The organism is Lapidilactobacillus mulanensis (assembly GCF_003946215.1).
Classification (GTDB): domain Bacteria; phylum Bacillota; class Bacilli; order Lactobacillales; family Lactobacillaceae; genus Lapidilactobacillus; species Lapidilactobacillus mulanensis.
On record NZ_RHOW01000013.1, the window covers coordinates 1 to 20,990 of the forward strand.

Genomic DNA, 20,990 nt, shown 5'->3' on the forward strand with positions numbered 1-20,990 from the left:
TGCCGTTCAAGAATGTGCATAAACACTTTAATTATTTGATTGTCCTCTTGACAGGAGCCGAGCCATCATTTCTTTTTTTGCGAAAAATTATCTCTACTTGAAATTAATTGAATACTTAGCTTTAAATTCACCGGCTGGATCAAGTTTATTGATCCCCTTTTTCTCGGTCAATTCGCCTGAAGTATCGATCGAATCAGCGATTCCCCACCAAGGCTCTAAACAAATATAATCGCCTTTTTTCGGATAAGCAGACCAAATACCGAGGAATGGGGCATCCTTAGTTTTCAGCGTGACGCTATGTTCGGTTTTGTCAGACAAAATTTGAATTTCATTTTCGTCATTCAATTGGAAAATCAAGGCATCATTTTTGAAAATCTCGTGGTCGACTTGCCAATCAACATCCGTCGGAGCCAAGGTACGATGTTCGAAATCGATTCCGCCTTGTGGATTGAGCGGAATTTGAATGCGGCTCTTACTAGGCTTGAAGCGCATGAAATAATCGTCAAACTTCAGATCATCAGTCAACGGCACTCTAAAGGCAGGATGACCACCGACACTGAAGTAAAGTGGCTCGGTCGAACTTGGATTGGTTACATAATACGTCACTTTGAGCAATTGATTGATCAAAGCGTACTTAACTCGGAATTCAAAACTGAACGGATAAACCGCGTGTGAGGCTTCTGAATCTTTCAGCAAGAAAGTAATACTGTGATCCGTTTGACGTTCTACCGCAAACTCTTGATCACGCGCAAATCCATGTTGTGTTAAATGATAAGTTTTCCCCTGATAGGTGTACTCGTCATTCTTCAACTTACCAACAATTGGGAAAAGCACTGGCGCATGACGCCCCCAAACCGCTGGATCTGCTTGCCACAAATACTCATAGTCATTATGTTGACCAACGACGCTCTGTAATTCGGCGCCCAAGGTCTCAATTTTGATCCGATAAAATTCATTACTTAATTCAATCTGCATTACGTTCACCCGCCATTAAAGAATATATTTGCTTAGATCTTGATCGGCAACAATATCATCGATCCGATCAGAAACATATTGTTCCGTGAGCAAGACTTCACCCATTTGCATATCTGGCCCGTCGAACAGCACTTCTTCAAGCACTTTTTCGAGGATGGTTGAAAGACGACGCGCACCAATATTATCACTCCGTTTATTGACCTCGTCGGCAGTTTCAGCGATTTTTTCGATAGCCTCTTTGGTAAAGGTCAATTTCACACCGTCGGCACCAACCAACGCAATGTATTGCTTGATCAATGCGGATCGAGGTTCAGTCAAGATTTGAATGAAATCGGCTTTGGTCAAGTCATTTAGCTCGACTCGAATTGGAAAACGACCTTGTAATTCAGGAATCAGATCACTCGGTTTACTTTGTGCAAATGCGCCGGATCCGACGAACAAGACGTGGCTCGTATCTAAAGGACCATATTTCGTGTTCACTTGCGAACCTTCAACAATTGGTAAGATATCGCGCTGAACACCTTCACGGGAAACGTCGCCAGAATTATTTTGTTTGCGAGAAGTTAACTTGTCGATTTCGTCAATAAAAATAATCCCATCATCTTGGGCGCGGCGAATCGCGCGTTGATACAAATCATCTTGATTGACAAGTTTCTCAGAATACTGACGGACTAAGATTTCGCGTGCTTCCTTAACTGGCAACGTCCGTGAAATCTTGCGTTTCGGTGCCAGTTGACCGAGCATATCACCCATATCAACACCCATGCTGCCCATCATTTCATTCATTTGGTTCGTCTTTTTCGGTTCTTCAACCTTGATCGTCACTTCGCGGTTTTCGAGCAAGCCCCGATCGAGTTTCTCGGCAAGATCCATTCGTTGTTCTAAAATTTCCTTGGAAACTTCTTGCGAATCATTATCATCCTGATCTTGATTAGGAACTGGCTGTTGCATCAGCTGATTCATCATTTGCATCATGTTATTGGGCTGTTTTTGTTGCTTCTCTTTACGTTCGCTAGGTGCTAATAAACGGATCAACTTTTTATCGGCTTCTTTAGTTGCTTGACCGCGAACCTGATCGTAAGCTTCATTTTGCTCGATGGTCACCGCAGTGTCAGCCAAATCACGAACCATTGCTTCCACGTCGCGGCCAACATAGCCAACTTCAGTAAATTTAGTTGCTTCAACCTTAACAAATGGCGCGTTGACAATTGCGGCTAACCGACGCGCAATCTCGGTCTTACCAACACCAGTCGGTCCGATCATCAAAAGGTTTTTCGGGGTAATATCTTTTTGCATCTGCTCATTGAGCTGGTGACGTCGATAACGATTATAAAGCGCAATCGCCACCGCCCGCTTGGCCGCATGTTGGCCAATTACATACTCATCAAGAGCAGCAACGATCTCTTTAGGTGTTTTTTCTAAAGCCATAGGAAACTCCTTTTTGTAAGTTGTGAGCCGCCACGGGTTGAAATCAAGCATTAACTCGGCTTTAGATAAAATCCTGCTTTTGGATTTCATCTAAAGCCAGTTAAGCGGAAATTTCAGTGGTGGCGAACACGTTTATACTTCGTTCATCCACAGATACTTTCTCGCTGATTAATCCGTGAATTGATCCGTAATGATTTCTTGATTCGTGAAAATATCGATAGATGACGCAATTTCGATGGCTTCATGAGCGATCTCTTGTGCAGTCATGTCTGGTGAATGCCGCGTCATCGCAATAGCAGCCGCTTGGGCAAAATTCCCACCAGAACCAATCGCAATCACGTTCTCATCTGGTTCGATCACTTCACCGTTGCCCGAAATCAGCAATAAATGCTGCTTGTCAAAAGCAATCAACATGGCTTCTAGCTTCTGCAATGTGGGGTCTTTACGCCAATCCTGTGCTAATTCAACGGCAGAGCGACGCAAATCGCCACTATAAGTACTTAATTTCTTTTCAAACCAGTCAGTCAAAGTGAATGCATCCGCAACGCCGCCGGCAAAACCGATGATGACGCGATTGTCGAAAATACGACGAACTTTATGTGCGCTTGCCTTCATAATATATTTCTCGCCCATAGTCACTTGACCATCACCTGCGATGGCGATTTGTCCTTGATGCTTTACTGCAACGATTGTTGTCATTTCGAATCCTCACTTATCTGTATTTTTTTCTTTAGCTCTGGGAAAATACTGTTGATAATCAGCTTGTAAATGTTGCATGGTCACGTGTGTGTAAATTTGGGTCGTCGACAAACTAGCGTGACCTAATAATTCCTGCACAGTTCGCAAATCGGCGCCGTGGTTCAACATTTGGGTGGCAAAAGTGTGGCGCAACATATGCGGATGAATGTCGCTAGTCAGACTCGATTTTTTAATCACCTGATCTAAGACATAAGCGATCCCGCGTGACGTGATCTGTTTTCCAAGTTGGTTCACGAAAACATAATCGTGTTGCACTGGCGTTTTACCATTCATTAACTTGACTCGACCATCTGCTAAGTATTGTGTTAACGCATTTTTGGCATGATGTCCAAAGGGAACGTACCGATCCTTGTTGCCTTTACCGTGAACGAGAACAATTTGCATATCTAAATCCAACTGACCGATCGTCAATTGGCTGACTTCGCTGACCCGCATACCTGTTGCATAAAACAATTCTAACAAAGCTCGATTACGTTGGGTCAAAGGTTCATCGCCTTGAACCGCTAAAAACAAAGCGTCCATTTCTTTTTCGTAAAAGAAACGAGGTAAGGTTTTCGCCTGTCCCTTGATTTGGATAGACGTAAACGGGTTTTGTACAACTAGTTTATGGTTTTCCAAGAAGCGATAAAAGGACCTTAAGGCGGATATTTTGCGGCTGATCGAACTTCTGGCTAATTTTTTCTGGGTTAAATCGGCTAAATAGGTTTCGACTTCGTAACGTTGAACGTCTCGGTACGACTTTAAGCCGCCGTTTTGTTCAAGAAAGTCTGTAAATTCATTGATGTCGTCTAAGTAGGCTATTTTTGTGAGCTCGGAATAGTGTCGTTCAACGATCAAATAACGCGAAAATTCTTCCAGCCACTTTGTTTCTGCCATAAAAAAGCCTCCATCCAATATATATACTTTAACATATTGTCTGCAGGTTTCGAGTAAAAACTCTTTTTAATTAACGGTTTGTGCCGTTTCGGCGATTAATGCCAGCGCACGATCTGCCAGTGCTTGCTGCCGAGCTTTTTTATCACGGATCTGTGTTGGTAATCCGGGGAAAATACCAAAGTTAGCATTCATCGGTTGGAAATGTTTCGCACTCGCATGGGTGATATAGTGTGCCATTGAACCCATTGCAGTTGCTGGTGGCAAGGTCAGCGGTTCTCGATCTGTTGCTAAACGAGCGGCATTAATGCCAGCTAACAAGCCACTTGCGGCACTCTCCACATACCCTTCAACACCTGTCATTTGACCGGCGAAAAACAGTTGCGGATTTTTCAGTGACTGGTAAGTCGGCGCCAACAATTCTGGTGAACTCATGAAAGTGTTCTGGTGCATGACACCATAGCGAACGAATTCGGCGTTTTCCAAACCAGGGATCAAACGGAAAACACGCCGTTGTTCACCCCACTTCAAATGTGTCTGAAAGCCAACAAGGTTATAAAGACTCCCGGCAGCATTATCCTGACGCAATTGAACCACCGCATAAGGTCGTTCACCCGTCCGCGGATTCTCCAAGCCAACTGGTTTCAGAGGCCCGAATAACATCGTCTTCGCCCCACGCCGAGCCATGACTTCGATCGGCATGCAGCCTTCAAAGACTTTATCATCCTCGAAGCCATGCAATTCAGCCTGTTCTGCGTGCGCCAATTCATGCTGAAAGGTTTCAAATTGCTCCCTGTTCATTGGACAATTCAAATAGGCAGCCTCACCTTTATCGTAGCGAGACTTTAAATACACCTGGTCAAAGTCGATCGATTCTTTCGTGATGATCGGCGCAGCAGCATCGAAGAAATGCAAACCGTCAACGCCATTAAATTTCTGAATCGTCTCGGCCAACGCGGATGAGGTCAAAGGACCCGTCGCCACAACAGTGATACCTTCAGGAAACTCGCTAAGTTCTTCATTGACGATTTCAACGTTAGGTAACTGTCGTAAAGTCTCGGTAATTTGCTCCGAAAACTGATCGCGATCGACCGCCAAAGCACCGCCGGCAGGAACCGCATTTTCGTCGGCCACCTTCATCACCAACGAGTCCAGTTGACGCATTTCTTCTTTGAGCAAACCGACAGCATTCGTGACTTGATTGGCGCGCAATGAATTCGTACACACTAACTCGGCAAACTGAGCCGTGTGATGTGCGGGCGTGCTTTTCACCGGCCGCATTTCAAATAAGCGGACTTTGACACCACGTTTGGCAATTTGCCAAGCGGCTTCAGAGCCAGCCAAGCCAGCACCGACAACATTTACAACAGGTTCATTCGTCATTTAGATAACCTCATTCGGATTATTTTTGAACTTGTTCTTCATAATCGCCGTTAGGACAAATCACTTGGCGACCGCCTTTAACTTTTTTCTCAACTAAATAATGGCCATCGACTGGGCAATCACGACCAACTGGCTTGTCCCAATTGACGAAATCACAGTCAGGGAAACGAGAACAGCCATAAAAGATCCGATTGCGTTTCGACTTACGTTCGATAACTTGACCCTTGCCACACTTGGGACAAATTACGCCGATTTCTTTAACGATTGCCTTGGTATTTCGGCAATCAGGGAAACGACTACAAGCATAGAATTTACCGAAACGGCCCATTTTGATCACCATTGGTGCCCCACAAATATCACAATCAAAACCAGCGGGTTCATCTTTGATCTGAACTTTTTCGATGCCGGTTTCGGCTTTATCTAATTCTTGGGCAAATGGCCGATAATAGCGGTCCACAACTTTGACCCAATTTTCTTGACCGGCTTCAACGCCATCTAGGTCGTCTTCCAGTTTGGCAGTAAAATCGATATTAACAATATCTGGGAAAAATTCTTCGATCAGCTTATCAACGATTTCACCTAATTCAGTCGGTTCAAAACTTTTACCGTTTAACTTCACGTAATAACGCTTCTGAATCGTATCGATCGTTGGTGAATAGGTTGACGGACGACCAACGCCATTTTCTTCCAGTGCCTTGACTAAACTTGCTTCGGTATAGCGTGCGGGTGGCTGAGTAAAATGTTGCTGGGGATCGGTTTTAACCAGTTTAACTTGATCACCCACAGCTAAGTCAGGTAATAGATTATCCTTGGAATCATCGCTGCTGCCTTGATAAACTTTGGTGAAACCAGCAAATTTCATCTGCGATCCGTTGGCACGGAAAATCACACCATTTTGTTCCAAATTAACGGTAACAGTATCGTAAATCGCTGGTGTCATTTGACTAGCCAGAAAACGGGACCAAATTAATTGATAGAGACGCATCTGATCTCGCGTTAAAACGTCCTTCAAAGATTCAGGTGTCCGTGTCACCGAGCTTGGACGAATCGCTTCGTGGGCGTCCTGCGCCCCTTCTGGATTCTTCGTCTTGTGGAGTTTAGTCGCGGAATATTCTTCGCCGATATTTTCATGTAAATAAGTTGCGGCCTCATGTTTGGCAATGCTAGAAATTCGTGTGGAGTCTGTCCGCATATAAGTGATCAGACCAACAGTTCCTTGCTTGCCCAGACTAATTCCTTCATACAATTGTTGTGCCAACATCATCGTTTTGCGAGTCTTGAAATTCAGACGACGGTTAGCTTCCTGTTGTAATGAACTCGTTGTGAATGGCGCAGCCGGGAAGCGTTTACGCTCTTTCTTAGTGACGCTGGTAATCGCAAAAGGTTTTTTCTTATCGACTTTTTTGAGAACGGCTTGAACGGCATCATTGTCGGCTAACGGTTGCTTCTTACCGTCGAAACCGTAGAAATTGGCTGCAAATTTTTTGTCGCGACCTTTTTGGAATTCTGATGCCAGACTCCAGTATTCTTCAGGCACAAAGGCTTCAATGGCGCGCTCACGATCGATCACTAATTTCAGTGCAACCGATTGAACCCGCCCTGCTGACAGCCCTTTTTTGACCTTTGCCCACAAAATTGGACTGATCGAATAGCCAACTAGACGGTCCAAGATCCGCCGTGCTTGTTGGGCGTCCACTAAATTCATGTCGATGCTGCGAGGTGTCTTAAAGGCATTCTTAACGGCATCTTTGGTAATTTCGTTAAAGACAACGCGATTATCCGCACCCGGATCGAGATCGAGAATATGCGAGACGTGCCAAGCAATAGCCTCACCTTCACGATCGGGATCGGCTGCCAGATAAATATTATCGGCTTTTTTCGCTGCCGTCTTCAGACTTTTAATGGTATCGCCTTTACCGCGAATATTAATATAACGAGGTTGATAATCATGCTCAATGTCAATGCTCATCTGACTTTTGGGCAAATCACGAATATGGCCTAAACTAGCAACGACCTTATAATTTTTACCCAAATATTTCTCAATGGTTTTGGCTTTTGCTGGGGATTCCACAATAACAAGATTTTTGGTGGCCATGCAAAAACTCCTTTCTTGATCCAATCACACTATTATGAATCTCCGAAAATACCGACGATTCAAATCGGAAATAATCATAAGCTAGATTTTATCAAATTGTCAACCATTAGAAATCAGGCAATCAAAAAATAGCCTGACCAAGTCATTAAAAAGAGCTTTGATTAGGCAGATATATTCAGCTGAGAAATCCCTTGAAAACTTGAGAGCGGTCACATCATTGTCGGACTTACTGGAATTTGGAGGCACTACTAACTGAGGCGGTATTTTATTTTTCGGTCCAGGTAAATATTTATTAATTTAATGATCATGTACTCAGACTTGATAGGCCTGAAAATCGGTCAAAATATCTTGAGCAGTCAATACTGGCGTTGCGCCAGCCTGAATTAATTGATTCGTTCCTTCTGATTCTTCATCCAGAATACGACCAGGAATTGCAAAGACATTACGATTCTCCTGCAACGCCAAATTAGCCGTGATTAATGAGCCGCTCCTTCTGCGAGCCTCCGTCACCACCACGGCTTCCGATAAACCAGCGATGATCCGATTGCGCTGAGGAAAATGGAAACGTCGTGGTGGATCACCAGGCAAATATTCCGACAGCAATAAACCTTGCTGACTAATAATCTGTTGCAAGGGGGTATTTTGGGGCGGATAAACAAGATCCACCCCATTGCCGATCACCGCGATCGTTTTGCCTTTAGCCGACAGCGTTTCTTGATGGACTAACATGTCAACACCCACTGCCAGCCCACTGACAGTCACGAGTTGATGATTCACTAATTCGGGAATGATTTTCCGTAAGCACGTCTGACTATATGGTGTACATTTCCGCGCACCCACAATGCCAACTTTTCGCGACTTCAACAACTCCCGCTGCCCTCGATAAAAAAGGATGATCGGTGGTTCGTAGATTTCCGCCAATTCCAACGGATAATCCGCATCTAAAATCGTCAAGTATTGCTCCGAAATCTTCCGGTTGTTTCCATGAGATAAATAGCCTGGGAAAAATTCGAGATGCGCACGCAAATAAGTGTTCACTTCTACCCAAGTTGTTTCTGCTGTAAATGGCGCAGTTGCCAGTGCTTTCGCCAATAATAGTTGATCATGATACCGCCAATATTGATTCGTTTTAGCGGCCAACAAAATTTCATTTTTATTCAAAAAAATCACCTACTCTTAATTACACCAGAATAGATGATTTCCCTTTTAAATTTATAAATATTGATGAACCGGACTAAAACTGTGACGATGAATTGGCGTCGGCCCCAATTCAGCCAGGCCAGCCAAATGTTTCTGCGTACCATAACCGGCATTGTGGGCAAAATCGTAACCCGGATAAACGTGATCGTACATACCCATTAAATGATCACGAACTTGCTTGGCAACGATACTGGCTGCGGCAATGCTCGCTGATTTTTGATCGCCTTTGATCAACTTTTGTTGTGGGAGATCAACGGGCACATGCATCGCATCCACTAACAGAAAGTTAGGGTGAAAATGTAAGTCATTAACTGCTTGAGCCATCGCCAGTTCGGTAGCGTGATAAATATTTTCGCGGTCAATTGTCGGTGCGTCACAAATGCCGATGCTTAAATCGACCGCCACGCCGAGGATCTCTAAATATAGCTCTTCCCGTTTGCTCGCCGATAATTGTTTCGAATCATTCACGTCGAGTAACTGAAAATCGTGGGGCAAGATGACTGCTGCCGTAATCACTGGACCAGCCAGCGGTCCCCGACCAACTTCATCGATGCCGGCGATCAACGGATACTGTGGCCATAATTGTTTTTCGAGGCGTAAGCGTTCTGCTAGCGCCTGTTGACGAGCCTGTACCTGTGCCTGCCGTCTTTGAAACTGTTTCAAGGCTAGTTGTACCCCTTTGCGTGGGTCGGCCGCCAGCACGGTTAAACGCTCCAAATCAGGCGTCATTAAAAGTTCGGCTTTAATTTGGGCAATCGACTCCGACTCACTCACGGTCTGATCACCTGTGATTCCACCGGCGGTTGTTCCAAGGTCAAGCGTCCCAACGCACCACGCCGATAATCTAGAATGATTTTAGTCGACATGCGATCAAAATCATCGCGATAGCCATATTTTTTCGTCATTGCCAATAATAAATCTGGATCGCTTAGTTTCAACTGCTCGGCAGTCATACCGTAAACTTTCGGTATGACGTTTGGATAATTGGCTCTCAAAAAATGGATGGCAAACAAGGCGATATCATCTTCGTGATACAACCCTTCTTTAATTGCGCCAGTCAAAGCCAACTTTTGGCCGATCAATTCATCTTCAAACTTGGGCCATAAAACACCCGGTGTGTCGAGAATTTCTAAGTTCTGTTTGGTCTTCAACCAATTTTGATTTTTAGTCACACCAGGGCGATTTCCTGTAACAGCCACATTTTTACCGACTAAGCGGTTCAGAAATGTTGACTTGCCCGAATTCGGAATACCGATACACATTGCTCGGATCACCGAAGATTGGATGCCACGCTCATGCTGGAGTTTTAATTTATCCGCCAACATTTCGTTGGCAATTTTTAACAGTGGACCGAGCGGTTGTTTGTGTTGCGAATCGGTTGTTAAAACCGGCAAACCATTATCTTGATAATAATTTTTCCAGGCCGACGTTAACCGTTCATCCGCCAGATCCGTCTTATTTAAAACTAGCAGATGTGCCTTCTGTTGAACGAGTTCATTCAACATCGGATTACGGGAACTTTCAGGAATGCGCGCATCACTAATTTCGATCACTAAATCAACTAACTTTAATTGCTCTTGGATATGACGGCGCGCCTTGGCCATATGACCCGGAAACCATTGAATAGTTGCCATAGTGTATATCCCCTTTCGTAGCAAGGCTTTCAAGCTCTTGCTCTGATAAATTTTCTTAATGGTACCACTTTTGTGCCATGTGTCCCGTTGCTGGTACCATATTATTAGCATTTTAGCGGTAATAGCTGAACTTTGTTTACACCGGTTGAAGACTAATACCAACCTTCCTAGCGAACGTATCAATTACTTCAACCGACTTTTCTTGTGAATGTGAAAGGCGGTGCGTATAGCCATCAGTCGTCCGTTCTTCAACGTGACCGACTCGCTCTTGCACTTCTTTCAACGTTACAGAGGAATCATCACGCAAGACGGAGATATGAATGTGTCGGAAACTATGTGGCACTGGATTTTTCGTCCATTTGAAGCCATAGCGTTTTTCACAATTCTTTTCCAAGTCTGCTTTAATTCTGCCAAGTACTTCACGAAAACTATGTGACGTGATCGGTGAACCGTACTCGGTCCGAAAAATCACTTGAAATTCATGAAAAGCATCACTCGGTAATTCCTTCATCCGCCTATCAAATACGGCATTACGGTGTATCGCACGCTTCAATGCAGCAATCGCAAAATCAGGTAACTGCTCCACCCGTTCGCCAGCAACCGTTTTGACGGTATCTTCGTAGTACTCATCAACCCGTAAGTCATGTGATTGCATGGAACTAGAAATCGTAACTGTTTTTTTAGCAAAATCGATCTTATCAGATGTTAACCCTGATGCTTCACCAATTCGGCAACCTGTTGCAATCATAAATAGTGCCAGATCATAGTACGCCGGATTGCGGCGTTGTGCCAATTCAGTGAACAAGACTTTGACCTCACGCGAATCAAGAAACTTACTTTCCAAGCGATCCTTCCGCTCGATTTTTTCAGTCGTTGTCGCTTTTAAATGCAGAACGGCTGTCGGTGAAGCTGGAATGATGTTATATAGCACCGCATGGTCGAAAAGTTTATTGAAAGTTGATTTGATGTGTTGCATGGTGGCAAAACTAGCGCTGTATTTTTCGCGATAGTCTTGCAAACATTTATTGACTAACATAGGCGTGATGTTTTTTACCAAAATATCGTCTGCAATAATTTGATTCAACCGCCTAATAACAAGCGCCTCGCGCTTAATTGTCATTGGTTTAACAGACTGTTTCCACAAATCAAACCAATCTTCGCGTAAATCTTTGAACGTCCATTTTTGAACGCGCTCATCAAGTGCTTGAGCTCGCTGTGAAGTTAGCTCTTCGATCTTTTCATCAAGTTCTCGCGCCGCTTGTGCTTTACCTCTTTGAGAATTAGACTTAAAACTTACTGAGGCCCGTTTCCGTTTGCCAGTTAAGGGGTCAATATAATTCTCGAAAGCGCGATAAGTTGAAGTTCCGTCAGCGAGTACTCTTTTTTGAAAATGCATAATTTTATCCTCCAATTCAAATTAATAAACAGGAAAGATAAAATGAGATTAAATAGCTATTTCATTTTACCATGTCCCGGCGGTGTTGTCAGACGTTTCGGATGTAATGATGCTGTTTCCAAAACAAGAATTCTTGAAAGGTCGCAAAGTTGATCAATACAATTTTGTGTGTAGGATTAATAACGCCCTGACGAAAAGTAGCGTCATTACGCATTTCCGACAACCACCGATTTAATGTATAAATATTTAGACCCTCATAGCGTTTCAACAATGCTTGCTTGGTTCCCCATTCCGCTTTACCGGCGGAGTCGCCACTATATGGTACACTTGTATTTTCCATTTTTTCACTTCCTAATTTCTAGATGAAGTGAGATAATAATCGTAGATAGATTGCTTATTTTATCTATTTTAAGGTGTAACTACTTGCTTTGGTCGGCGTAGTTGCATCTTTTTATTATCTCAATCGCCATTATGTTTGGGTTGCTGAATCATTATTTCTTCGGGACTAGCCAACATTTGTTGAATCATCACTTGTTGATTTTCACTTAACTTGGCCTCAGCAATGATCGTCATTAGAGTATCCTCGCTTTTAGCCGAATCAATTGCCATTAACATTTTTAAACTTGGCGCCACTTGTTTCTTGATCCATTGAATAGTTTGGTCTAAAGTGACCGGTTCCGGCGAAACGGCCAAACGTAACTTATCGGCATATTTACCAATAAACTGTGCCCACCGATCGTCCAACGGCCATTTTGACGTTGGCTTGTTGGCAATCGGCTTCACAAAACGCAAGTAATTATTGATAATACCGAACACGGTTCGCTGCGGGTTGCGATAGGCCAATAGATCGGCGACCGTTTGCTCAGCCCGTTCGTCAAACACACGAATCTCAAATCGATTCTTGATTTTGGTCTCCGCCAACGCTTTACCTAATTTAAAATATTGCTCAATATCTTTCTGATAAATACAAAAATAAATTGCACTTTTACGTGAGCCAAAATAGAGACTTTCTCCTTTTAAATTGTCTTTGTCGCGGACAAAGTATTTACACTCCCTGAACTTTGTAATGTATTCATGACGCATACTCTTTTTAATCAAGTAATGAACCGGGAGCACATCTAAATAATCATTGATGGCTAGATCAATGCGTTTAACTACGCCATCAAGGGCCAGTGCCTGCCGTAAAAAGTCATACCAGCTCTGTTCACTGGCCACTAAAATGCCTTCCAGTTCGCGACAACCTTTCCCCTTCAACTCAATCAATGAACCGCGATTATCGTCTTCCGGTGAAACAAAAATTTCCATATCGCCATGCCGAAATTTTCCACTGTAGCCATAACGGCCATAAGGTTCATAAACAAAATAAATCGGCTTGATGCAGAAAAGTGCCACGATCAATTCGTCAACATCATGGGTTGGAAATCTGATCCGGACATAGTCAAAACAAATGTTTAATGCGGTGATGCCACTCAGTTCGCGAAAGGCTGCGGTTAATCGTTGGCGCATGGCCTCAGTTAATGGTCGCTTACTGTTCAATAGTTGATTGAGATAAGAACGACTGATGCCCATTGACTTAGCTAGCTGACTTTGCTTAATTTTTTTATCCTCCAACTGTTGCCAAAAAATATTAAGCCAATCAGCTTGGACCTGGTAATCAATTAGAGTTAAATCTTCATTCAAGTACGCTCACCTCCAAAATTTGCAATTCTTAGTCACGGTTAACAGCAACTTTGTTGCTTGAATACCTAGAAATTGGCATTTCTTGCTGCTGGATTAATTAACCGTTTATACTTTCTACCCCCCTATTAGAACTTGGGGGTTGAGGCGGCCGGCTAAAGCCGACCGCCGCTCACGCTAGCGGCTTTCGCGTTGCACGCCGCGCGTGGCGGCGGCTAATCTTTTTTCCTCCTTTATTCTGTTTTCAAGGAACGATTATGATCAATGCCAGCAAAAATTTGTAAGAATATTTCACTTGGCTTAGATCATATAAACATGATAACGTAGGCCTTTAGAGCTGGTCAATCACCTTATGCCACCTACTCAAAGACCGTGAGTAGTCGTTGTAGTTGTCTACTTTAAGTAACTAAGTTAAGATAATCATGAGGTGATGATAATGATCGAAAACTTTGGTCAAAACATAAAAAGATTGCGGCAAAAACACCAGATCACGCAAGAAGACTTAGCCATTGCCATCGAAGTTCAAAAACAAGCAATTTCAAATATTGAACGCGGTAAAAGTTATCCTAGTTTTGAAAACTTGGACCGAATTGCCAGATTTTTCAATGTTTCCGCCGTCGACTTATTTGGCACACCGGCTGAAATTGAAATCAGTAGCACTACTGCTATTCTTGATCGCATTGATGAATATACTGACAAAACTGAGCACCTCTTTCGCTTAATGCACCGCATAGATGATTTTTCACCGCGTCAAATTGATGGTCTTAGTGATCAAGTTCATGAAATTATGAGCTATTTTCAACCCTACACAAAAATCAATGAAGATGGTACCCCAGAGACTGATAACAATGATCGACCGATCGTCCGCCAATCAAAATATCGGCAATTACCAATTAAAGAAATCAATGCCTTATACAATAAAATCAATACCATCAATGCTTATCACCAAACGCAAAAAAATCACCTTCAAAAGAAGATGATCAATGAATGATAAAAAATATCGACTACTGCTTAATTAAAATAATAGCTGCATAATATGCCTAATAGTGTCACTTTCAAGAATGATCATGATGCCTAAACCAATATAAATAATGGCCATGATCCAATCACCAAAACGATCAAGAAAGTTCTTTACAAAATTCACTTGTGAGAACTTATCACCAAGGAAAACTAAAAAATAAATACAAATGGTAAAAACAAACAGCGTTACGATTAGCTGTACCAGTGATAATGATACGAAGTAAGGAACAAAAAGGCCAATATTATCCGCACCACAAGAAGCTACCGTAATTAAAGCCACCGTTGCAATTAAATTCTTATTTTTACGCGCTTCAATTTTCTGATCAACTTCTGCGGCTTCATCTTCTTTGCTAAATATATATTTGATTCCAAAGGCAATGGGAATCAACCCTAAAAAACCTAGTAACCATTTGGCGGGTACGTAATGGAGAATAAATGCAAAAAACAAACTAATTCCAATGAGCGTATATGAGCCTAAGAACTGACCAATATAAATTTGTCGGCGATGCTTTGTTGAACGATATTTTGAAAAAAGTAACATTAAAATAACTAATAAGTCGATTGCAGTTGATGTATAAAGAATAATACTCGTTATAATTGTCCTGATCATTTTATTTTCCCCCACCAGCATTGATTTTTCCGGCATCTTCAGCTAAACACCATGCCCGTTCTAATAAAATTGCCGTACATTCATCAATGATCTGATATTCAATGAAGTTGCCATTACGCTTCGCTTTAACTATCTTTTGATCTACTAGACGTTGTAACTGGTTTGAGATGGCTTGGACCTTCATATTTAGTGATGTAGCAATCTCACTAACGGCCATATCTGGTTCACGCGTTAAGCAATGTAAAATTCTTAGCCGCGTATTATTTGCGAGTACTTTAAAAAGTAAAGCAATGTCAGCGGCTTGATTCTCATTTAACAATGCCCGATCAGCCAAATCTGGTTTACCCGGACAACAGTCTACTTGTATCATTAGATCACTCCTCGTTTATTAATCTATTACATTATATCATGTAATAGTGTTGTCCCCAATTTAATTTGAATCAAAAAATAGAGTAGCTCCTATAGCCACTCTATCTGACATTAACCACTATTCATATTCACTAGTTAAATTAAAACTAAGATACAGGTCTTAGTTTTAATTTAATCTACCAGAAGATGCCAAAGTTTCGTTACTATCATTTTGCGCCATTTTAATTCTTTCAATATAAATAGCCGCCAATCATTGTCCTCAGAGTAATCTGGTAATCATATAAAAACAGATAGTAGAAAGCTTAATTAATAATGAAGTGAAGTTGTTCCTTCAGTTATAAATTAATTCCTTAGCGTTTCGCATTCTGTTGTTCCCAGTTCTGTGCTGCGATTTGTACTGCATCCCAAGGTGATCCAACTGGTGGTGAATAGGATAAGTCTAGGTCGCTAATTTCGGCTACTGTCATATCATTAAAAATTGCCGTAGCAAAAATATCACTGCGTTTAGCAACTTCACTACCGTAATGACCAATTAACTGCACGCCTAAAAGCCGGCCACTTTTTTGATCACCAGTAATTCTGATCTTAATTTTTTGAGCACCGGGAAAATAAGCCTTATGGTCATCAACATCAGTTGTTACCGTGAAAGGATTAAACCCTGCCTGGATAGCCTCACTTGTCAATAACCCTGTCCGTACAACAACTAAATCAAATGCCTTTAAAACTTGTGTCCCCAGGCTACCTTTAAAGGCACGTTGAATTCCAGCAATATTAAAACCAGCAATTCTTCCTTGTTTATGTGCAGTCGTACCTAATGGCAAGTAGGTTTCACCTAATAAATGATGTCTTGTTTCCACCAAATCGCCGGCCGCCCATATATCAGGTAATGAGGTCTGCATATATTGATCAACCTCGATGGCCCCGGCAATTCCAGTTTCAGCACCTACCTTGACCAGTAGCTCATTATTTGGTTGAACACCAACAACGATTAAGACTAAATCATACGTAGAAGATTGTGTCTTTTGATGCTCATTTAAGCCAACAATTTCCACGTTGCTACCAGTTTCATTAATTTCTGAAACGGTTAAACCAGTAATAACATTGACGGCATTAGCAGACAACTTTTGATGAATAATTCGGCCTAAATCAGCATCAACCGTGGAAAGTATTTCTGAACCTCGTTGAAAAATAGTGACGTCTAAATGCCGTTTTCTTAAAGCCTCCGCCATTTCGATTCCGATATAACCAGACCCAACAATTGCGACCTTCCGAACACTATCTGTAGCTATATTTCTTTCAATCGCAAAGTAATCTGCCATTGTATGCAAAATACGAACTTTACTATCTTGCTGTTGAGCTTGCGCCAGGTCCACACCTTTAATACCCGATAGTTTTGGTCTAGCCCCTGTTGCTACAACCAAGTGGTCATAATGATAAGTTTTTAATTCGCCTGTAAGCGCATGTGCTACGACTTCATGTCGTTGCGGTTCAATTTTATCTGCAATCATGTTCATTTGAAATTCAATACCAGTCGAAGTCAATTCTTGTAAATTACGATGAGCTAGCAAGTGCCAATCCGGCACTTCTCCGCTGACTGCATAAGGTATTCCACAAATTGATAAATTTGGGTACTCATCTGCTAATAATATCTGAACTTTTAATTCAGGTTTAAGTTCTTTAGCCTTTAAGGCCGCCGAAATTCCGGCGTCACTGCCGCCGATAATTAATAATTTTTCCGTTTCATTTGCCATTTAATTAATTCCTTTCACCGTTGTTAGCGAACAAATGCACGACTTAAATCCTGATGTAGATAATCTGAAAACTCTTGGAAGGTTGGATAATCTCTTTGTTTAAAAATTATACCGTTAACCATAGTAATTGGTAATACAGTGATTCCATATTTTTTTAATAGGTCATTTATTTGATGATTACGAACAAAGGCGTCCGGATTTTGTGTAAGATTTCTGCGTATGATTATATTTTCACCATCTGCATTAACATGACGTTGAATTGCGGTAGTCTGAATCAATTCTTTCTTTACACTGGGACCACAAACACCAGTTGCACAACACATCGCCTCTTCAAATATTTCAATTTTAATCGTCTTTCACCTCGCATATTAGACGATGAAAATGTTCAAATTCCTTTTCTATTTGTGTATAATCACGAAAATAGCTGACCGCTAGATTATTTAAAATCAAGTGATTTATTTGCAAAAAGGCTATTTTTACCTTATACAAGTTCTGTTGTATTGTTAATTCACTACTGTATTTTAATTCAAGCAAATTAATTTCTTGGTTGGCTTGAATCAGGTAAACAGCAGAAATTGATTCTATTTCAGCTTTCGTGGCCTGTTTCACTAAAGCATCGACTATGTTTAATCTATTAGCTAATGAATCTTGTTGTGCATACTCAGTTTGCATCATAGCAAGTCATCCTTTCTCAACCAAAAAGACTTAGCGATAACCATAAACCACATAATGTAATAAATAGGACTGGAATCGTGATCGTGATCCCAATTTTAAAATAAGTACCCCAAGCAATTTTTACGTTTTTTTGCGCCAAAACATGTAACCACACTAACGTCGCCAGCGAACCGATTGGTGTGATCTTTGGTCCTAGATCAGAACCAATAATATTTGCATAAACTAACGTTTGGTGCATTAACCCTGATACATTAGCGCCCTTGATCGATAAAGCATTGATCATTACCGTTGGCATATTATTCATCGCTGATGACAGGAACGCTGCCAAATAACCCATTCCCATGGTCGCCACAAACCGGCTACCAGTTGCCATTTTGGCGATAACACCAGCAAGTAATGTTGTCAAGCCAACATTTTGTAGGCCATAAACCACCACATACATTCCGATTGAAAAGAAGACGATGTTCCACGGTGCTCCTTTAATGACTGCCTTAGTATCAACGTGATGACTTTGTTGACCAACCAACAAGAAAATTGCGGCAATCGTAAGTGCAATAAACGAAACGGGAATGTTTAGAAAACTACTGCTAAAATAACCGATCAATAACGCCGCTAACACGACCCAAGAGAACTTAAATAATCGTTGATCTTTGATTGCAGATTTTGGTTCAGCAACCTGATCTGCATCATAATGTTTGGGTAAGGCCTTGCGGAAATACAAATATAAGATACTGATGCTGGCGATCAGTGAAAAAAGATCAGGGATCCACATTCTTAGGGCATACTCGGAAAATGTAATGCCGAAAAAGTCAGCGGAAACAATATTGACTAGATTACTAACAACTAATGGTAACGAAGTCGCATCGGCAATAAAGCCACTGGCAATAATAAATGGGAAAACCTTTTTTTCATCAAAATGTAGGGCTCGCACCATTGCCAGAACGATCGGCGTTAAAATCAATGCCGCCCCATCGTTGGCAAAAAGTGCCGCCACGATCGCACCTAAAATAACGATCAAAATGAACATACGTACACCATTGCCTTTAGCCAGTCGTGCCATATGTAAAGCGGCCCACTCGAAAAAGCCGATCTCATCTAAAATCAATGAGATCAAAATAATGGCAACAAACGACAAAGTGGCGTTCCAAACGATCCCAGTAACGGTACCCACATCTTTAAATGTGACGACCCGAAATAGCAGTGCAAGTACTGCCCCACCAATTGCGGTCCAGCCTATTGATAGCCCCTTAGGTTGCCAAATGACGAATAATAACGTGAGTAAAAATATAAAAACAGCAAAAAAGACTTGCATAATTCCTCCCAACTACCAAAATCAGGGTATCGCTACCCTGATCAATTGATATCTTTATTTAAATCGTTAATAGCGTTTGTTCAAAATCTGGTTGCCACTGTTCCACTGCAAAATGATTGGCCGAAACGTCTTTGACTTTTTCGATCCATTCAACTTCATTTTGTGCCCGTGCTTGTAAACACGGATGCGTGGTTTGTGTAGCCAGCATGCTTTGATTGACCAACCACCATGTATGGGCAATTTGCGCCCGGTTTAAATCTTCATTGAGCCGCATTGATTCGTAGACTGGCGTTGTTTCCGGTAAAGTCACCATCACGATCTCGGTTTGTTGGGGATCTTGCAACCGTGGCAATAGATCAATAATTGCTTGTGGCACGTCACCGGCTGTGCGCTTAACTTCCTGTGCATAGCTTTGAGTGGAATCTAATAGTAACAACGTGTGCCCAGTTGGCGCCGTATCGATCACCACCACGTCACTGTCGTTTTGCGCCACAATATTAGCAAAAGCGCGGAAAACCGCAATTTCTTGCGTACATGGTGAACGGAGATCTTCGGCGACATAATCAACGTCAGCCGCTTTCATGGTTTGGCGAGCCGTTGCCAGTACTTCAGCTTGATAATCTTTCAATACCTGCTGCTCGTCAATATGGCTGATCGTAACTGCCGGATCAGCTGTTTTAAAGAAATCTAGATGATCGGCCGGATCAGTGGTGGCTAGATGAACGGTTTTATGTTGGGCCACTAATTTCTGCGTGATCTGCACCGCAACCGTTGTTTTACCGACGCCCCCTTTGCCCATGGTAAAAATAATCTTTTTATCCGTCTTGATCAGATCAGCAACGATCGTATCTAAGTTGGGATAGTTATTGGTCAGCGGCGGATAGGTAGCTAATGCGGGTTGTGTTGCCTGTAACACCAGGTGTAATTTATTTAAGCCGGTAACGTTGTAGGCGCGTAACGGCACTTCATACTGAGCAAATTTTTTTAATACAGCCGGCATTTGTTGTAGATCAGCCTGTTGTTGCGCAAAAATAGCCTGCGAAGCGTGATCCGTCGGTGTTTTAAGCGTGCCATTAATGATCAACTGCTGATTAGTCATGCCGATCGCGGCTAGTTCTTGTGCTGCTCGTGCTGCTTCAAGTAATGAGGCTTTTTGTGGCCGCGTCACCAACATTAATGTGGTCAAGTCCCCATTGCTTAACGTTGCTACCGCTTTTGCATAAATTGCTTTTTTATCACCCATACCGGCTAATTGGCCTAAGCAAGAAGCACCGCGATCATTTTCATCTAAATAATTATTCCACGCTGACGGTAGCTGTAGCATGCGCAAGGCATGACCAGTTGGCGCCGTGTCAAAAATAATATAATCAAAGCGCTGGTCAACCGCCGGATCAGTTAAAAAGTTGGCAAATTCATTGAATGCCGCGATCTCGACCGTACAGGAACCGGATAGCTGTTCTTCCATATTTTTAACAGCAGCATCCGGCAATACGCCGCGATAAGGGCCAACAACACTTTCCCGATACTCACCAGCTGCGGTCACAGGATCAAAATTGGCGGCAAACAACCCTGATACACCATTGATTGCTTGCGGTTTATTGGTTAATGCTGTATTGAAAACATCCTGTAAATTACTAGCTGGGTCAGTTGAAACGAGCATCACTTGATTACCAGCATCAGCCAAATTAATGGCGGTTGCACTGGCCGTCGTTGTTTTACCAACGCCACCTTTACCGGTAAAAAACAAATAATGAGTTAAATTAGCGTTTTGTGGTTGATAGTCCTGCATTGATATCCTCCTCAGTCACATAGATATTTATCTATATATAATTC

20 protein-coding genes are annotated in these 20,990 nt (G+C 42.2%); 1 reads left to right on the forward strand and 19 read right to left on the reverse strand.

Going from position 1 to position 20,990, the window contains the following annotated elements; all coding sequences use genetic code 11:
* Positions 1-93: 93 nt before the first annotated feature.
* The 12 genes from EKM67_RS04710 to EKM67_RS04765 form a co-directional block, all read right to left on the reverse strand.
* Complete coding sequence (locus tag EKM67_RS04710) at positions 94-975, reverse strand: aldose 1-epimerase family protein (RefSeq protein WP_125577798.1); 882 nt, start codon at positions 973-975, stop codon at positions 94-96.
* Positions 976-990: 15 nt separating this feature from the next.
* A complete protein-coding gene (hslU, locus tag EKM67_RS04715) occupies positions 991-2,403 on the reverse strand; it encodes an ATP-dependent protease ATPase subunit HslU (protein ID WP_125577800.1) in 1,413 nt (470 codons plus the stop codon).
* A 168-nt stretch (positions 2,404-2,571) separates the two neighbouring features.
* The gene (gene hslV / locus EKM67_RS04720) at positions 2,572-3,102 is read right to left on the reverse strand and encodes an ATP-dependent protease subunit HslV (RefSeq protein WP_125577802.1); all 531 of its coding nucleotides are present in this window, start codon (positions 3,100-3,102) and stop codon (positions 2,572-2,574) included.
* A 9-nt stretch (positions 3,103-3,111) separates the two neighbouring features.
* Positions 3,112-4,038 carry a tyrosine recombinase XerC gene (gene xerC / locus EKM67_RS04725; RefSeq protein ID WP_125577804.1) on the reverse strand — a complete coding sequence of 309 codons (927 nt, stop codon included), beginning with the start codon at positions 4,036-4,038 and terminating at the stop codon, positions 3,112-3,114.
* Positions 4,039-4,104: 66 nt separating this feature from the next.
* A complete protein-coding gene (gene trmFO, locus EKM67_RS04730) occupies positions 4,105-5,418 on the reverse strand; it encodes a methylenetetrahydrofolate--tRNA-(uracil(54)-C(5))-methyltransferase (FADH(2)-oxidizing) TrmFO (RefSeq protein ID WP_125577806.1) in 1,314 nt (437 codons plus the stop codon).
* Between the two features lie 19 nt (positions 5,419-5,437).
* The gene (gene topA, locus EKM67_RS04735) at positions 5,438-7,513 is read right to left on the reverse strand and encodes a type I DNA topoisomerase (protein ID WP_125577808.1); all 2,076 of its coding nucleotides are present in this window, start codon (positions 7,511-7,513) and stop codon (positions 5,438-5,440) included.
* A 312-nt stretch (positions 7,514-7,825) separates the two neighbouring features.
* On the reverse strand, positions 7,826-8,674 hold the full coding sequence (dprA, locus tag EKM67_RS04740; protein WP_164506566.1) for a DNA-processing protein DprA: 849 nt from the start codon (positions 8,672-8,674) through the stop codon (positions 7,826-7,828).
* 51 nt (positions 8,675-8,725) lie between these two features.
* Positions 8,726-9,487, reverse strand: coding sequence for a ribonuclease HII (locus EKM67_RS04745; protein ID WP_125577812.1), 762 nt, complete (start codon positions 9,485-9,487; stop codon positions 8,726-8,728).
* Complete coding sequence (ylqF, locus tag EKM67_RS04750; RefSeq protein WP_125577814.1) at positions 9,484-10,347, reverse strand: ribosome biogenesis GTPase YlqF; 864 nt, start codon at positions 10,345-10,347, stop codon at positions 9,484-9,486. Before ylqF ends, EKM67_RS04745 begins: the two co-directional genes overlap by 4 nt.
* A 136-nt stretch (positions 10,348-10,483) precedes the next feature.
* Positions 10,484-11,743, reverse strand: coding sequence for a tyrosine-type recombinase/integrase (locus EKM67_RS04755; protein WP_003678442.1), 1,260 nt, complete (start codon positions 11,741-11,743; stop codon positions 10,484-10,486).
* A gap of 88 nt (positions 11,744-11,831) precedes the next feature.
* Positions 11,832-12,083 carry a hypothetical protein gene (locus EKM67_RS04760; protein ID WP_021349957.1) on the reverse strand — a complete coding sequence of 84 codons (252 nt, stop codon included), beginning with the start codon at positions 12,081-12,083 and terminating at the stop codon, positions 11,832-11,834.
* A 119-nt stretch (positions 12,084-12,202) separates the two neighbouring features.
* Entirely contained in the window at positions 12,203-13,423 is a 1,221-nt protein-coding gene (locus tag EKM67_RS04765) for a replication initiation factor domain-containing protein (protein WP_053069018.1), read from the reverse strand.
* A gap of 433 nt (positions 13,424-13,856) precedes the next feature.
* Here EKM67_RS04765 and EKM67_RS04770 point away from each other — a divergent pair, with 433 nt between their 5' ends.
* The gene (locus EKM67_RS04770) at positions 13,857-14,411 is read left to right on the forward strand and encodes a helix-turn-helix transcriptional regulator (RefSeq protein WP_003678446.1); all 555 of its coding nucleotides are present in this window, start codon (positions 13,857-13,859) and stop codon (positions 14,409-14,411) included.
* Positions 14,412-14,435: 24 nt separating this feature from the next.
* Here the strand turns inward: EKM67_RS04770 and EKM67_RS04775 are convergent, their stop codons facing one another.
* From EKM67_RS04775 to arsA, 7 genes are all read right to left on the reverse strand, one after another.
* Positions 14,436-15,050, reverse strand: coding sequence for a CadD family cadmium resistance transporter (locus EKM67_RS04775; RefSeq protein ID WP_003678449.1), 615 nt, complete (start codon positions 15,048-15,050; stop codon positions 14,436-14,438).
* A 1-nt stretch (position 15,051) separates the two neighbouring features.
* Positions 15,052-15,420 (reverse strand): ArsR/SmtB family transcription factor, encoded by a 369-nt coding sequence (locus EKM67_RS04780; RefSeq protein WP_003678450.1) that lies wholly within the window; start codon positions 15,418-15,420, stop codon positions 15,052-15,054.
* A 349-nt stretch (positions 15,421-15,769) separates the two neighbouring features.
* On the reverse strand, positions 15,770-17,170 hold the full coding sequence (locus EKM67_RS04785) for an FAD-dependent oxidoreductase (RefSeq protein WP_125577816.1): 1,401 nt from the start codon (positions 17,168-17,170) through the stop codon (positions 15,770-15,772).
* Between the two features lie 23 nt (positions 17,171-17,193).
* Positions 17,194-17,520: an arsenite efflux transporter metallochaperone ArsD gene (gene arsD, locus EKM67_RS04790; protein ID WP_225351580.1), complete on the reverse strand. Its 327-nt coding sequence runs from the start codon at positions 17,518-17,520 to the stop codon at positions 17,194-17,196.
* Complete coding sequence (locus EKM67_RS04795; RefSeq protein ID WP_003678453.1) at positions 17,516-17,845, reverse strand: hypothetical protein; 330 nt, start codon at positions 17,843-17,845, stop codon at positions 17,516-17,518. The genes arsD and EKM67_RS04795 overlap by 5 nt, the downstream gene beginning before the upstream one ends.
* Positions 17,846-17,861: 16 nt before the next feature.
* On the reverse strand, positions 17,862-19,157 hold the full coding sequence (locus EKM67_RS04800) for an arsenic transporter (RefSeq protein ID WP_054737350.1): 1,296 nt from the start codon (positions 19,155-19,157) through the stop codon (positions 17,862-17,864).
* A 58-nt stretch (positions 19,158-19,215) separates the two neighbouring features.
* On the reverse strand, positions 19,216-20,946 hold the full coding sequence (arsA, locus tag EKM67_RS04805; RefSeq protein WP_011222022.1) for an arsenical pump-driving ATPase: 1,731 nt from the start codon (positions 20,944-20,946) through the stop codon (positions 19,216-19,218).
* Between the last annotated feature and the right edge of the window lie 44 nt (positions 20,947-20,990).

What these genes read in the sequence shown, in the direction of transcription:
- arsA (WP_011222022.1), bottom strand. Translation starts at nt 20,946, where the DNA reads ATGCAGGACTATCAACCACAAAACGCTAATTTAACTCATTATTTGTTT.
- EKM67_RS04800 (WP_054737350.1), bottom strand. Translation starts at nt 19,157, where the DNA reads ATGCAAGTCTTTTTTGCTGTTTTTATATTTTTACTCACGTTATTATTC.
- EKM67_RS04795 (WP_003678453.1), bottom strand. Translation starts at nt 17,845, where the DNA reads ATGATGCAAACTGAGTATGCACAACAAGATTCATTAGCTAATAGATTA.
- ylqF (WP_125577814.1), bottom strand. Translation starts at nt 10,347, where the DNA reads ATGGCAACTATTCAATGGTTTCCGGGTCATATGGCCAAGGCGCGCCGT.
- EKM67_RS04785 (WP_125577816.1), bottom strand. Translation starts at nt 17,170, where the DNA reads ATGGCAAATGAAACGGAAAAATTATTAATTATCGGCGGCAGTGACGCC.
- EKM67_RS04760 (WP_021349957.1), bottom strand. Translation starts at nt 12,083, where the DNA reads ATGGAAAATACAAGTGTACCATATAGTGGCGACTCCGCCGGTAAAGCG.
- EKM67_RS04780 (WP_003678450.1), bottom strand. Translation starts at nt 15,420, where the DNA reads ATGATACAAGTAGACTGTTGTCCGGGTAAACCAGATTTGGCTGATCGG.
- EKM67_RS04710 (WP_125577798.1), bottom strand. Translation starts at nt 975, where the DNA reads ATGCAGATTGAATTAAGTAATGAATTTTATCGGATCAAAATTGAGACC.
- hslU (WP_125577800.1), bottom strand. Translation starts at nt 2,403, where the DNA reads ATGGCTTTAGAAAAAACACCTAAAGAGATCGTTGCTGCTCTTGATGAG.
- topA (WP_125577808.1), bottom strand. Translation starts at nt 7,513, where the DNA reads ATGGCCACCAAAAATCTTGTTATTGTGGAATCCCCAGCAAAAGCCAAA.
- xerC (WP_125577804.1), bottom strand. Translation starts at nt 4,038, where the DNA reads ATGGCAGAAACAAAGTGGCTGGAAGAATTTTCGCGTTATTTGATCGTT.
- EKM67_RS04775 (WP_003678449.1), bottom strand. Translation starts at nt 15,050, where the DNA reads ATGATCAGGACAATTATAACGAGTATTATTCTTTATACATCAACTGCA.
- EKM67_RS04770 (WP_003678446.1), top strand. Translation starts at nt 13,857, where the DNA reads ATGATCGAAAACTTTGGTCAAAACATAAAAAGATTGCGGCAAAAACAC.
- trmFO (WP_125577806.1), bottom strand. Translation starts at nt 5,418, where the DNA reads ATGACGAATGAACCTGTTGTAAATGTTGTCGGTGCTGGCTTGGCTGGC.
- hslV (WP_125577802.1), bottom strand. Translation starts at nt 3,102, where the DNA reads ATGACAACAATCGTTGCAGTAAAGCATCAAGGACAAATCGCCATCGCA.
- EKM67_RS04755 (WP_003678442.1), bottom strand. Translation starts at nt 11,743, where the DNA reads ATGCATTTTCAAAAAAGAGTACTCGCTGACGGAACTTCAACTTATCGC.